This window comes from Thalassobaculum sp. OXR-137 (genome assembly GCF_034377285.1).
Taxonomy (GTDB): Bacteria; Pseudomonadota; Alphaproteobacteria; order Thalassobaculales; family Thalassobaculaceae; genus Thalassobaculum.
In genome coordinates this window covers 3,730,756-3,744,397 of sequence record NZ_CP139715.1, presented here as the reverse complement: position 1 = coordinate 3,744,397, position 13,642 = coordinate 3,730,756, and the positions used below count along the sequence as shown (strand labels likewise).

Sequence of the window (13,642 nt, the reverse complement as noted above, 5' to 3'; positions counted from 1 at the left end):
TTCAGAACAATCTGAAGCGCGCTGCCCGCAGGGCGTGGCGCCAGGCGAGTGACGCCGGAATGTCGGCGAGTGCCGGATCTCGAGGGTCGCCGCCGGTGCGGGCCAGAGCCCCCAGCAGGTCCTGGGCGCGCGCGGCGAGAAGCCGAAGCGGGCGGGCGGGGCGACTGCGAAGCGCGGGAGAGGTCTCGGCATCGCTCAACCGCGCCTGCCCTCGCGCCAGGATCGGACGGCACAGGGCGCCGAGATCGACCGACGCCGGCAGATCCTTGATCCGCGACAGCGTCGTCCCGGCCGCCTCCAGCACCGACGCCGGCAGCGGCGCGCGTCCGGCCGCCAGCAATACCGGCATGGCACGGACGAGCCCAATCAGCGCCCAGGCGGTCCCCACGTTCCGGGCCATTTCCGTATCGGCCCCCAACACGCGCGCCATCGCCGCCGTTACCTCTCCCCCCGTCGCCGCGGCGTAGTCCTCCAGCGCGTCCAGATCCGCCGCCGGCTCTTCCGACAGGTCGCCCTCGCGGGCATCGACCACCCGGCGCAGATCCGACAGCAACTCGGGATGCCGCTCCGCGACCTGAGATAGCGGGAGCACCACCTCATGGGCGCGCGGGGTCCCCGCTTCGATCCCGTCGAAGGCCTCCCGCCACCATTGCAGCCGGATCAGGCCGATGGTCGGGTCGCTCACCACCTCCGCGATCTTCGCGATCTCATGATTGGCGGCGAGCACGGCGAACAGGCCGTCGCGCTGCTCCGGGGCGGCGAAGAGCGAGACCAGGTAGCGCTCGCGGTCGTGCCGGCGCACGATCTCCGCACAGGCCGCCAGGTGTGATGCCAGGGTCGCGTCGGTCATCGGGCCGAACGTCGGCCTCAGCCGCCGGATTCGGGGATGAAGTGCTTGGCCAGCGCGATGCCCTGGCCCTGGTAGTTCGACTTGATCGCCTCGCCATAGACCATGTCGGTCTGACCGTTGGCGATCCGGCGGTAGTCGAGCCAACCGACGATCTGACCGTGCTCCAGGGTGAAGGGCACGCCATAGGAGCGCACCTCCAGCACCGCCCGGCTGCCCTGGGCCTTGCCCTCGACCCAGCCGAAGCCCGGATCGAAGAACCCGGCGTAGTGCACGCGGAACTCGCCGGACTGGCTGTCGAAGGGCAGCATCTCGGCGGCGAGGTCGGGGGGAACGGCCACCTCCTCGCGGGTGGCCAGGATGTAGAACTCGTCCTTCTCCAGGATCAGCCGGCCCTGGTCCCACATCAGCGGCTCCCAGAACTCGGCGACCGGATAGGACCGCGGGCGGTCCACGTCGATCTTGCGGGCGTTCTTGCGGGCCTTGTAGCCGACGATCGCCCCCTTGCCCGCGCCCTGCAGGTCGATGGAGAACGGCACCAGCGTGTCGCGCGGCGGGATCAGGGTGTCGCCCTCGGCCACCCGGGCGAAATGACCGAGCGCGTGACGCTCGCGCACCTCCTTGGCGGAGAGCGCGCTGGCGCCGCGCTGGAAGCGGAGCTGGTTCAGCCGCGAGCCCTGGCTGACCACCACGCTGAACGACAGCGGCACGACCTCCAGGTACAGCTTGCCCTTGTAGCCCCGCTCGATCCGGTCGAAGGCGGTGCCGCCGTCGGTGATCAGGCGGGTGAGGATGTCGAGACGGCCCGTGGAGCTCTTCGGATTGGCCAGCGCCTCCACGTCGTGGGGCAGGTTCAGGCTCTCCAGCAGCTCGATGACATAGACGCAGCCGCGCTCCAGGGCGGCGCCGTTCGTCAGGTCCAGTTCCGGGCGCCCGTCGAGCTGGTCGATCTTCTCCATCACCGTGCCGCCCTGGCCCGGCAGGAAGCTTGCCCGCACGCGGTAGGCCTTGGGACCCAGGCGCAGGTCGAGACTGGCCGGCTGGATCTGGGACGGATCGACCGGGACGGCGCCCTTGATCTGGCCGTCCGCGATCATCCGCTCGATTTCCTGATACGGCAGGACGCCGGTGGTCGGCTTGGCCCATTGGCCGCGCCCGCCCTCGCCCGACGGGATCAGATCGCTCGGCGTATCGAAATTCATCACGGAAACCCTCGCTTTCCGCCCGGATGGCGGTCGGTCATCCTAGCGTCGGTGCCGGTGCGGACGAAACGCAAAGGATCCGCAAAGGATACCCCGAACGCTCCCGTCCATCGGCTGTCCGAACCGTTTGGGACACCGAGGGTTTCCGGCTTTTCCCCACTATCCACAGCCAGGAGCCCCGGGGCGGATGTGAATGGCCGACCCGCTTGGCGGTCACACAACCGGCAGCAGTGCCGCCGCGACCCGCCGGCCTTCGGCCAGGAGCAGGTTGAAGGTGCGGCAGGCGGCACCGGTGTCCATGACCTCGGCAACCGGCCCCTTGTCCCGAATATCGCGGCGCAGGGCCGGCGGCAGGAAGACCTGCTTCGTCCCGGTGCCGATCAGCAGAATGTCGAAGCGCGGCTCCGCCTCCAGGATCGGCCCGAGCGTGGCGAGGTCCAGCGCGGCCAGATTAGCCTCCGGATCCACATCCCACCCCAGGGTGTTTTCCGGCCGGACCAGGATCGGGCCGGTATGGCTCACGTCGCCGACCCGAAACCTGCCGTCGCCGTAGCCGTGGATGATCTGCACGCCCTGGGCGACCATCGGCGTGATATCGACCATGCCTAGCTCCCGTTCTTCACCGTCCGCTCATATTCCGGCAGCATGCTCTCATCGTCGGCATCGCCGTCGCCCCGCCGCAGGCCCGTGTAGAGCAGCAGCGGCACCGCGATGAAGATCGACGAATAGGTACCGACCACGATGCCCCAGATCATCGCCAGGGCAAAATCGGCCAGCACCGCGCCGCCGAAGAAGTAGATCGCAGCCAGCGCCAGCAGCGTGGTCAGGGAGGTCATGGTGGTACGCGACAGGGTGTCGTTGATCGACAGCTCAAGCAGCTCGCCCAGCGGCATGGTCTTGTAGCGCCGCAGGTTCTCGCGCACCCGGTCGTAGACCACCACGGTGTCGTTGATCGAGTAGCCGGCGATGGTGAGCACCGCGGCGACGGTCGCCAGGTTGAACTCGTGCTGGATCAGCGCGAACAGGCCGAGGGTCGAGATGATGTCGTGGCTCAGCGCGACGATGGCGCCGACTCCGAACTGCCATTCGAAGCGGAACCAGATGTAGATCAGGATCGACAGCAGCGCGAGACCGACCGCGAGGATGCCGGCCTCGATCAGCTCCTGGCCGACGGTCGGGCCGACGAACTCGGTGCGGCGGAACTCGACATCGGACGGCAGGGCGTTGCGCACCACCTCGATCGCCTTGATCTGCTCAGCTTCCTCGCCTTCTTGGCGCTGGATGCGGATCAGGACGTCCCGGTCCGACCCGAACTCCTGCAGGCTGACCTCGCCCAGACCGAGCGCGTTCAGGTCGGAACGCATCTGGGCGATGTCGGCCGGCTCACTGGTCTGGATCTCGATCAGGGTCCCGCCCTTGAAGTCGATGCCGAAATTCAGACCGATCCCGAGGACCGCGGCGATCGAGCCGACGACCAGCAGGGCGGACAGGGCAAAGGCGGCGATCCGGAACTTGACGAAAGGAACCTTGGTGTCCCGCGGGATGAGGCGGAGCGGCTTCATGTTTTCTCTCCCCTCAGATCGGCAGGCTGGTCGGGCGGCTGCGGCGCGCCCAGAGGGCGACGAACAACCGGGTGACCATGATGGCGGTGAACATCGACGTGACGATTCCGATGCCGAGCGTGACGGCGAAGCCCTTCACCGGGCCGGAGCCCAGGGCGAAGAGGAACACCGCGGCGAACAGGGTCGTCAGGTTGCTGTCGACGATGGTGGTCAGCGCGCGGCTGTAGCCGGCGTCCAACGCATTCAGCGGAGAGCGTCCGGCTCCGATCTCGTCGCGCACCCGCTCGAAGATCAGGACGTTGGCGTCGACCGCCATGCCGATGGTGAGCACGATGCCCGCGATGCCCGGCAGGGTCAGGGTCGCCTGCATCGCCGAAAGGGCGCCCATGATCAGGACGATATTCACGAACAGGGCGATGTTGGCGAAGATGCCGAACAGGCCGTAGCTCAGGATCATGAAACCGACGACGAGCACCAGGCCGATGACGGCGGCGATCTCGCCGGCGGCGATGGAATCAGCCCCGAGGCCCGGACCGACCGAGCGCTCCTCCAGCACTGTCAGCGGTGCCGGCAGAGCGCCGGCCCTCAGCAGCAGGGCCAGGTCCTGGGCTTCCTGAACGGAGAAACGGCCGCTGATCTGCGCTGATCCGCCGAGGATCGGCTCGCGGATGACCGGTGCCGAGATCACCTTGCCGTCGAGCACGATGGCGAAAGGTTTGCCCACATTCTCCGAGGTCGCGCGGCCGAACCGCTGGCCGCCGGCACTGTCGAACCGGATTGTCACGACGGGCTGGCTGTTCTGATCGAAGGACGGCTGGGCATCGACCAGGTTTTCGCCGCTGACCATCACCCGGCGCTGAATGACGATATTGCCGCCTTCCAGCATCGGCAGGGTCCGCGCCCCCGGCGGCGGGCGGTTGGTGTCGGCCCCGATGGACACCAGATGGAAGGTCAGCTTGGCGGTCTGGCCGATCAGTTCCTTGATGCGCTGCGGGTCGTCGATGCCCGGAAGCTGGATCAGGATGCGGTCGATGCCCTGGCGCTGGATAAGCGGCTCGCGGGTGCCGGTCTCGTCGACGCGGCGGCGCACGATCTCGATCGACTGCTGGACCGCATTAATCTTGATTTGCCGGATCGCGTCCTCGCCCATGGACAGAGACACGCGGTCGCCGTCGACGGTGACCGTCGCGTCCTCGTCCAGGTCTGCGGCGATGTCGCGGGCACGCTCCAGATCGGCCGTCTCGCGAACGGTGAAGGCGGCGGCCCCCTGCTCGACGCCCAGCCCCACATAACCGATCTTCGCCTCGCGCAGCGCCCGGCGGGCGCCGTCGACGATGGCCTCGAGCCGTTCCTGCACGACGACGTCGGCCTCGACCTCCAGCAGGAGATAGGACCCGCCCTGGAGGTCGAGCCCGAGGCTGATCTGCTTACCCGGCACGCCGACCGGGAGGTCGTCGCCGATACCCTTCTCCATAAGGTTCGGGGCGGCATAGGCCAGCCCCGCCAGGCAGACGAACGCAACGAGGATCGTCTTCCAGGTTTCGAACTGCATCATGGGCAGGGTCTCCGCCGGGCTCGGGCTGGATCTGTCGATACGCGGATCAGGATTTGACCGTCTCGTCCCCGTCGGTCACCGCGCTCTGGTTAGCGGCAGCCGGAGCGGCTTCGTCCTCGGCCTTGGAAGCCTTCTTCTTCGGCGGCTTGCTGACCGGCTCGCCCTTGCCGCGGACCTCGGCCAGCATGGAGCGCAGCATCTGGACGCGGACACCCTCGGCGATCTCCACCGTCAGGGTGTCGTCGTCGTCGCTGACCTTGGTCACGGTACCCATCAGGCCGCCATTTCCGACGATCCGGTCGCCGCGGCGCACGTTCGCCAGCATTTCCTTGTGCTGCTTCATCCGCTTTTGCTGCGGGCGAATCAGCAGGAAGTAGAAGACCACAAAGATCAGGACCAACGGCAGGAGCTGGATGACGAAATCGCCACCGCCGCCGCCGAGAGACTGCGCGTGAGCTGTCGAAATGAGCATGTGAAATCTCCCGCGGACCGCATCCGCTCTCGTTTATCCCGCCATATATGGGGGCGCGAAGTGGCGGGACTATACCGACGGAGGCATGAAATGCAACGGCGCGGCGGCGCCGGACCCGGTCCCCGGCCGACCGCCCCGCGATCGAAAGCATGGCTCGGCGAGATTACCAACGCCTGCGGGGGTCGATCGTCCCGCCCACACCCCTTAGCCCTCTAAAACCCCATCATTTAAGCGGAAAAGATGTGCGAGATGGCGCTTTGCTATTTTTCCCCTATGCCGGTCGTGGATTTTCCCGGAATCAAATAATTTTGAACCGGAAAATTAGGAATTTGTTCAGACAGTTACGGTAGTGATCGACATTGCGATCACACTGCCGATCTGGTTAAGAAGAATTTTACTCATATCCCCCAGATAAAGCCTCACCGCAGCATCGAGTTCGATGGAGTTACCAGCATGAGCACGACGACGACCTCCGGGACGGAGATCATCAAGGAATCGATCACCGGGACGCTCCAGGCGTCCGAGTTGCTCGTGGTCGATCCCGGGGTTGAAGACGTCGGCGCGTTGCTCGCCGGTGCAAGAGACGGGATCGAGATTCTGTATCTGAGCGCGGCCGGCGATGGCCTCGGCCAGATCGCCCGCCATCTGGCGACGAGAGAGACCGGTCTGCAGGGGCTGCATGTGCTGGCCCATGGCGAGCCGGGCGCGCTGCATCTCGCCGGCGAGCGGATCGACTCGGCGACCCTCGACGGATCCATTGCGTTGGACACGATCGCCAACGCAATGGATCCGTCGGCGGCCGTGATGATCTATGGCTGCTCGCTGGGCGCCGCGGCCGAGGGACGTCGGTTCGTCGACCACCTGTCGGCGCGGCTGGGCGTTCAGGTGGTCACCGCCACCGGCCCGGTCGGGTCGGCCGTCCTGGGAGGCGATTGGAACGCCTTCGATCACTCGTCCGTCGCCGTCGCCTTTTCGCCGGCGTCCCGGACCGCCTGGCGGGGATTGCTGGCCCAGGTCAACCTGACGCTCGCGGACGACAACCTGAATCCGGGTATCGGCGATGACGAGTTCATCGCGTCAATCTCCAACAGCTGGAACCCGAACGATTCTTTGGACGGCGGCGCCGGCAACGACACGCTGACCATTTCTGCCGCGCAGACGGTGACGTTGGGCGCAACGGCACTCGTCAATATCGAGCGGGTCAACATCACCACCGGTGTTCAGGCCATCACCACCAACGATGCCTCTGTTGCGACCGGTCTCACGCTCACCGTCGACGCGAGCGCGTCGAGTTCGAACGTGAATTGGAACGGCTCGGCCGAATCAGACGGCCACTTTGCGATCACGACGGGCGGTGGCCGCGATACGATCATTGGCGGCGCGCTGGCGGATACGATCTCGACCGGCGATGGCAACGACACGGTCTCCGGCAGAGCGGGCGACGATGTCATCTCCGGCGGCGGCGGCAACGACACGCTCTCGGGCGGCGACGGCGCTGACACCATCTACGGCGGCGCCGACAACGACTTCCTGTATGGCGCGGCCGGCGACGACTCTCTGTTCGGCGGCGACGGCAACGACGGGGTATCCGGCGGCGAAGGCGACGACACCCTCTCCGGCGGCGCCGGCAACGATACGCTGATGAGCAGTTCCGGCAACGACGTGGCCCGTGGCGGCGCCGGCAAGGACTGGATCTGGGGCCAGAAGGGTGATGACGTCCTGTCCGGCGGTGTGGGCGACGACACGATCTCGGGCGGCGACGGTGCGGACACGCTCTATGGCGGCGAGGGCAACGACACCCATTCCGGCGGCAGCGGCACGGATGTCATTCGGGGTGGCGAGGGGAGCGACCTTCTGCTCGGGATGGCGCAGGCCGACACGCTTTCGGGCGGCGCCGGTGCCGATACGATGAGCGGCGGAGCGGATGTCGACCTCCTCATCGGCGGCACCGACGCCGACGTCTTCCTCGGGAATACTTCCGAATTCAACGGCGATACGATCAGCGACTTCTCGGCTGAGGATCAGATCGTCATTAAGAGTTCGGACCTCTCGTCTCTCAACGGCACCGCGACGTCGGGCACGCTCTCCCTTGGCGGCGGGCAGGAAATCACCCTGACCGGTATCACCGCGACCACCGGCACCTTCAGCGCCACCTATGACGGGACTAACACCACCATCACCTATACCGCGGCCGCGACGTCCGGCGGATCTGGGGGCGGCGGAACCGTCGACACCTCGACCCCGAACACGGTCGTCATCACACCGGCCACGCCGACAGTGGCGACATTCACTGAAGCCGAGACCCTCAGCAACACCGGCAACACCGGCGCGACCGCTGCGCTGCTACAGAATACCGGTAACAACGGCAACGTCGTCACCGCCATCCTGCCTCGTCTGACGGCCGTGACCTCCGAGGGCCCGCAGGTCGCCCAGACCAAGAGCGCCGCCCTGGACACGCTGATCCAGTCCATCGATTCGCGCCAAGCTCCGGACGGAAGCGTCCTGACATCCCATGCCCAGACCTATCTGAACCGCCTGGGCGACAGCGCGACGTTGGATGTGCGCACCATCGTGCCGACAACAACGGACACGACCCTGGCAACGCCGATCTTCCTGACCGGCACAGGCGGGACCGGTCAGACGGAGGCGTTCGTCGTCGACATGCGCTCCCTGCCGACCGGATCCACGATCCATCTGGACAATATCGAATTCGCCTCGGTGATCGGGACGGCGACCGTCGCCGGCGGCCTGGGCAGCAACTTCCTGACCGGCGACGAGAACAACCAGCGTCTCGAGCTCGGAGCCGACAACGACACCGCCTTCGGCGGCGGCGGCATCGACGTGCTCTACGGCAACGGCGCCGACGACGTGCTGTACGGGAACCAGGCCGACGACACCATGTTCGGCGGCCAGGGCACCGACACCCTGTATGGCGGACAGGACAACGACGTGGTCAACGGCAATGCCGCGTCGGACATCCTGTACGGCAATTTCGGCAACGACACCCTGGCCGGCGGCGCCGACAATGACGGCCTGTATGGCGGCACCGGCGATGACAGCATCGTCGGCGGCGACGGCGACGATGCGCTCTACGGCGGCAAGGCCAGCACGGACGGCGCGGCCGACACTCTGTCGGGCGGTACCGGCGACGACAGCCTCTATGGCGGCGAAGGCGTCGATTATCTCTACGGTGGCGACGGGGCGGACCGGTTCGTGATCGAGCAGAACAACGGCTACGACGTCATCCTCGACTTCGACGCCGTCTCCGGCGACCAGATCCAGATCCAGGCCAACGCCAACGGCACGCAGATCGACACCTTTGCCGAACTGCTTGCCAATGCGCGGACCGTCGACGGCAACACCGAGATCAACCTCGGCGACGACTTCTACGTCCGCCTCGTCGGGGTTCAGGCCGACCAGCTACAGGAGAGCTGGTTCGGCTTCTTCTAGCCCGGCCAAAGATGGCTGCACGGCAGAGGTCCGATTGACCGTAGATGCGGGCGCCGGTAACGTCCGGCGCTCCCGCGCGCGCATGGTCGGATCTCCGGCCGCGCCCCGGTGCCTTCAGGGGCGTCGGCGCGGGCCTGTCTGGCGCCGCGATCGGTGCCGCCCTGGCCTTCACAAACCGGACCGCGACCGATGAGCCTTGATGCCGACACCCACGCCCTGCTGACCCGCATCGCCGACGCGCTGGACCGCCTCGCGCCGCCGCCGCCGGTGCCGAGCGACATCCATGCCGCCGACGGCTTCATCTGGAATGCCGAGCACGGCCGTCTCGATCCGGTCAAGAAGATCAACCGGGTCGACATGAACCTGCTCAAGGGCGTGGAGCTGCAGCGCAAGACCCTGCTGGAGAACACCCAGCGCTTCGCCAGGGGCTTCCCGGCCAACAACGCCCTGCTCTGGGGCGCCCGCGGCATGGGCAAGTCCTCCCTGGTCAAGGCGATCCATGCCGAGATCAACGCCGAGACCCCCGGCGCGCTTGCCCTGGTGGAGATGCACCGCGAGGACATGGAGAGCCTGCCGCGCCTGCTGAACGTGCTGCGCGAGGGGGACCGCCGGGCCATCGTGTTCTGCGACGACCTGTCCTTCGACCATCAGGACAACGCCTACAAGTCGCTGAAGGCGGTGCTGGACGGGGGCATCGAGGGCCGGCCGGACAACGTGCTGTTCTACGCCACCTCCAACCGGCGCCACCTGATGGCCCGCGATATGATCGAGAACGAGCGCTCCACGGCGATCAACCCGTCGGAAGCGGTCGAGGAGAAGGTCTCCCTGTCCGACCGCTTCGGGCTGTGGCTCGGCTTCCACACCTGCGACCAGGACACCTATTTCGCCATGATTGAGGGCTATGTGGCGGCCTACGACATTCCGCTGAGCGGCGACGAGCTGATCGCCCGCGCCCGCGAATGGTCGGTCACCCGCGGCTCCCGGTCAGGCCGCGTCGCCTGGCAGTTCATCCAGGACCTCGCCGGCGAATTCGGCAAGAAAGTGGCCTGACGCACCCACCCGGGGAGGGACCATGCTCGAAAGCCTGACCCTCCTGCTCGCCTGCCAGCTCGTGGGCGAGGTGATCGTGGCCTATTTCGCAATCCCGGTGCCCGGCCCGGTGGTCGGGATGGTGCTGCTGTTCCTCGGTCTCTGCGTCCGTCGGGGAGTCCCCGCCCCGCTGCAGCAGACCGCGACCGGGCTGCTGTCCAATCTCTCGCTGCTGTTCGTGCCCGCCGGCACCGGGGTTCTGCTGCATGTCGCGCTGATCCGCGACGCTTTGCTGCCGATCGGCGTGTCCCTGGTGCTGAGCACGCTGATCGCCGTCGGGGTCACCGCCCTGGCCATGGTCGGCTTCGAGAAGCTGACCGGGAACAAGGGATCGGATGCGCCATGACCGATCTCGGCGGCATCTGGGTCTATCTCTCCTCCAGCCCCCTGCTCCACCTGACGCTGACCCTGGTCGCCTATCTGATCGGCGCGCGGCTGTACCGGCGCTTCAACCTGCATCCGCTGCTGAACCCGGTGCTGATCGCCGTGCTGATCCTGGTGACCGTGCTGGTGGTCACCGATACCGACTACGCGACCTATTTCGAGGGCGCGCAATTCGTCCATTTCCTGCTCGGGCCGGCGACCGTGGCGCTCGCCATCCCGCTGTATAACCAGATCGAGCGGGTGCGGCGTTCGGTGGTGTCGCTCCTGAGTGCGCTTCTCCTCGGCTCGCTGTCGGCCGCCGGCAGTGCCGCCGCCATCGCCTGGGCGCTGGGCGCGAGCCCGCAGGTGGTCGCCTCCATCGCGCCGAAATCGGTGACCACGCCGATCGCCATGGGTATTTCTGAGAAGCTGGGCGGCCTGCCGTCCCTGACCGCCGTGCTGGTCATCCTCACCGGTGTGCTCGGCGCCACCCTGGGGCCGATCCTGCTGAACCTGCTGCGGGTCCGAGACTGGCGCGCCCGGGGGCTGGCCATCGGGGTCGGCGGCCACGGCATCGGCACCGCCCGCGCGATGCAGGTCAACGAGGTCGCCGGCGCCTTCGCCGGGCTCGCCATGGGGCTGAACGCGCTGGCGACCGCGATCCTGTTACCCCTGCTCTGGGCATGGTTGTTCTGATCCCCATATAACCGGCGACGGATATCGGGCGCTCCCGCGTTATCCGATACCTGCCGGTGGATTAAGGAGACGTCGCCATGGCGCACGCGATACAAGCGCGCCGCACCCTGCCCCTGGGCGGACGCCCCGCTCTCGCCGTTACCCTGGTGGCGCTGCTGCTGGTGCTGGCGGGCTGCGCCGGGCGCCAGGTGGCGCCGCCGGAGATCGCCTTCGGCCCCGGCGACCCGCGGGCCCTGGTCCTGGTCGGCATCAGCGCCGGACAGCGCGACGGCACCCTCACCTTCACCCGATTGGCCGACGGCAGCGACCGCTTGCTGACCTCCAGCGACCGCGAGCTGCCGATCCGCTTCAAGGTGTCGAACGACGACGCGGCGACGGTGCTGCTGGTGGCGCCGGGCCGCTACCTGATCAGCGAGGCGGCCATCGTCACCGCCCGCGGCGAGGAATACCGTCCGTCCTACCGCAGCGGCTTCGGCTATCACGACTATCGCCGCAGCCCGCACCCCTACTGGTTCCATCATGGCTGGAACGGCGGCTGGCGCACCGAGCGGGTCACCGTGACCGAAGGCGAACGCTTCCAGGTCAAGAACGGCCCGCGCGGGGTGGAAAACCAGGCCTGGATCATCACCGTGCCGGCCGGTCAGGTGACCGCGCTGGGGCATTTCGCCTTCGACTGGACCCGGTCGAGCAACCTGCTGAACGTGGAGCAGACGCCGTACAAGCCGGAGATCGTCGACCGCGCCCTGGCGGCCTATGGCGGCGTGACGGCGCCGGTGGTGGAGGCCCAGTGGAGCCTCTACGGCCCCAACCTGCCCCCGCCGCCGATGATGCACTGGTCGCGGGACTATTGAAGGGGGCGGGATCTGCTCTTCCCGCCAAGTCGCGCCCTATCACCGACTTCCTGGACCTGATCCAGGATCGTAACTGAGACGCCAGTCATAGGGTCCTGGATCAGCCCTTCGGGCCGTCCAGGAAGTCGGATGTATTGGAAATCACGCGCCCGCCAGTTCCCGGATCACCGCCCAGCCCTCTTCCACGTGGCGCTGTTCGGTGCGGGTCTGGCCGATGGACATGCGGATCACGTAGCGGCCACCCACCCGGTTCTGGGTCAGGTAGATGCGGCCGTCGTCGTTGATCCGGTGCAGCAGCGCCTCGTTCAGCTGGTCCAGCTCGGCCTCGTCGTCCACCCCGCGCGGGCGGTAACGGAAATTGATCAGCGACAGCACCGGCGGTGCCATGATCTCGAAATCTGGATCGGCCTCGACCCAGCCCGCGAACAGCCCGCCCAGGCGCACATGTTCGCGGATGATCGCCTGCAGCCCCTCCACCCCGTAGCTGCGGATTACGAACCACAGCTTCAGCGCCCGGAACCGGCGCCCCAGCGGCACGCCCCAGTCGCGGTAGTCGATGACCGCATCCGCCTCGCGGCTCTTCAGGAACTCCGGCAGGATCGAAAAGGTGCGGATCAGGGCGTCCGGATCCTTCACGTAATGGGCCGAGCAATCGAAATTCGTCAGCAGCCATTTGTGCGGGTTGAAGACCACGCTGTCGGCCAGCTCGATGCCGTCGAACATCCAGCGGTGCTCGGGACAGACCAGCGCGCTGCCGGCCCAGGCGGCGTCCACATGCAGGAAGATGCCGTGACGCCGGCACAGCTCGCCGATCGCCCGCAGCGGATCGACCGCCCCCACCCCGGTCCCGCCGACGGACGCCACCACGCAGGCCGGCCGGATCCCGGCGGCAAGATCGGCCTCGATCGCTTTTTCCAGGGCGTCCACCCGCAGGCGGAACGTCTCGTCCACCGGGATCTTGCGGAAGCCGGCGAGACCCAGGCCCGCGATCTTCACGTTCTTCTCGGTCGCCGAATGGGTCTGCTCGGAGGTGTAGACGGCCAGGGGCGGATGCGCCTTCAACCCCTCGGCGTTCACGCCCCAGCCGGTCGCCTTCTCCCGCGCGGTCAGGATGGCGGCGAGGATCGCGCTGGAGGCGCTGTCCTGGATCACCCCGGTGAAGCCCTCCGGCATGCCGACCATCTGGCGCAGCCAGTCGAGGACCTTGGTCTCCATCTCCGTCGCTGCCGGGCTGGTCTGCCACAGCATGCATTGGGCGCCGAGCGTGGCCGTCAGCATCTCGGCCAGGACCGAGGGAGGGCTGGAATTGGCCGGGAAATAAGCGAAGAAGCGCGGATGCTGCCAATGGGTGATGCCGGGCAGCACGTCGCGCTGGAAGTCGGCGAAGATCGTCTCCATCGCCTCGCCCTTCTCCGGCGGCGCGTCGGGCAGCCGGGCGGCGATCTCTCCCGGCCGGGTCTGGGCGCGGACCGGGAACTGCTCCACCCCTTCCAGAAAATCCGCCATCCAGTCGACCATGGAATGGGCGTGCCGGCGGAACTCCTCGGGCGTCATC

12 protein-coding genes are annotated in these 13,642 nt (G+C 67.3%); 5 read left to right on the top strand and 7 right to left on the bottom strand.

Annotation, left to right across the window (positions count from 1 at the left end; genetic code table 11):
* Nucleotide 1 precedes the first annotated feature (1 nt).
* The 6 genes from T8K17_RS17325 to yajC form a co-directional block, all read right to left on the bottom strand.
* Nucleotides 2-850 carry a phytoene/squalene synthase family protein gene (locus T8K17_RS17325; protein WP_322330989.1) on the bottom strand — a complete coding sequence of 283 codons (849 nt, stop codon included), beginning with the start codon at nt 848-850 and terminating at the stop codon, nt 2-4.
* A 17-nt stretch (nt 851-867) separates the two neighbouring features.
* On the bottom strand, nt 868-2,049 hold the full coding sequence (locus tag T8K17_RS17320) for a 2'-deoxycytidine 5'-triphosphate deaminase (protein ID WP_322330988.1): 1,182 nt from the start codon (nt 2,047-2,049) through the stop codon (nt 868-870).
* Nucleotides 2,050-2,262: 213 nt separating this feature from the next.
* Complete coding sequence (locus T8K17_RS17315; RefSeq protein ID WP_322330987.1) at nt 2,263-2,652, bottom strand: Mth938-like domain-containing protein; 390 nt, start codon at nt 2,650-2,652, stop codon at nt 2,263-2,265.
* A 2-nt stretch (nt 2,653-2,654) separates the two neighbouring features.
* Entirely contained in the window at nt 2,655-3,611 is a 957-nt protein-coding gene (secF, locus tag T8K17_RS17310; protein ID WP_322330986.1) for a protein translocase subunit SecF, read from the bottom strand.
* Between the two features lie 13 nt (nt 3,612-3,624).
* Nucleotides 3,625-5,166 carry a protein translocase subunit SecD gene (gene secD / locus T8K17_RS17305; protein ID WP_322330985.1) on the bottom strand — a complete coding sequence of 514 codons (1,542 nt, stop codon included), beginning with the start codon at nt 5,164-5,166 and terminating at the stop codon, nt 3,625-3,627.
* A gap of 46 nt (nt 5,167-5,212) precedes the next feature.
* Complete coding sequence (gene yajC, locus T8K17_RS17300; protein ID WP_322330984.1) at nt 5,213-5,638, bottom strand: preprotein translocase subunit YajC; 426 nt, start codon at nt 5,636-5,638, stop codon at nt 5,213-5,215.
* Nucleotides 5,639-6,091: 453 nt separating this feature from the next.
* Between yajC and T8K17_RS17295 the strand changes: the two genes are divergently transcribed.
* From T8K17_RS17295 to T8K17_RS17275, 5 genes are all read left to right on the top strand, one after another.
* Complete coding sequence (locus T8K17_RS17295; RefSeq protein WP_322330983.1) at nt 6,092-9,088, top strand: DUF4347 domain-containing protein; 2,997 nt, start codon at nt 6,092-6,094, stop codon at nt 9,086-9,088.
* Nucleotides 9,089-9,277: 189 nt separating this feature from the next.
* Complete coding sequence (locus T8K17_RS17290) at nt 9,278-10,138, top strand: ATP-binding protein (RefSeq protein ID WP_322330982.1); 861 nt, start codon at nt 9,278-9,280, stop codon at nt 10,136-10,138.
* A 22-nt stretch (nt 10,139-10,160) separates the two neighbouring features.
* Nucleotides 10,161-10,523 carry a CidA/LrgA family protein gene (locus T8K17_RS17285; RefSeq protein ID WP_322330981.1) on the top strand — a complete coding sequence of 121 codons (363 nt, stop codon included), beginning with the start codon at nt 10,161-10,163 and terminating at the stop codon, nt 10,521-10,523.
* On the top strand, nt 10,520-11,236 hold the full coding sequence (locus T8K17_RS17280) for an LrgB family protein (protein ID WP_322330980.1): 717 nt from the start codon (nt 10,520-10,522) through the stop codon (nt 11,234-11,236). Before T8K17_RS17285 ends, T8K17_RS17280 begins: the two co-directional genes overlap by 4 nt.
* A 77-nt stretch (nt 11,237-11,313) precedes the next feature.
* Nucleotides 11,314-12,087: a hypothetical protein gene (locus T8K17_RS17275; RefSeq protein ID WP_322330979.1), complete on the top strand. Its 774-nt coding sequence runs from the start codon at nt 11,314-11,316 to the stop codon at nt 12,085-12,087.
* 141 nt (nt 12,088-12,228) lie between these two features.
* Here the strand turns inward: T8K17_RS17275 and T8K17_RS17270 are convergent, their stop codons facing one another.
* Nucleotides 12,229-13,641, bottom strand: coding sequence for a pyridoxal phosphate-dependent decarboxylase family protein (locus tag T8K17_RS17270; protein WP_322330978.1), 1,413 nt, complete (start codon nt 13,639-13,641; stop codon nt 12,229-12,231).
* Nucleotide 13,642: the final 1 nt, after the last annotated feature.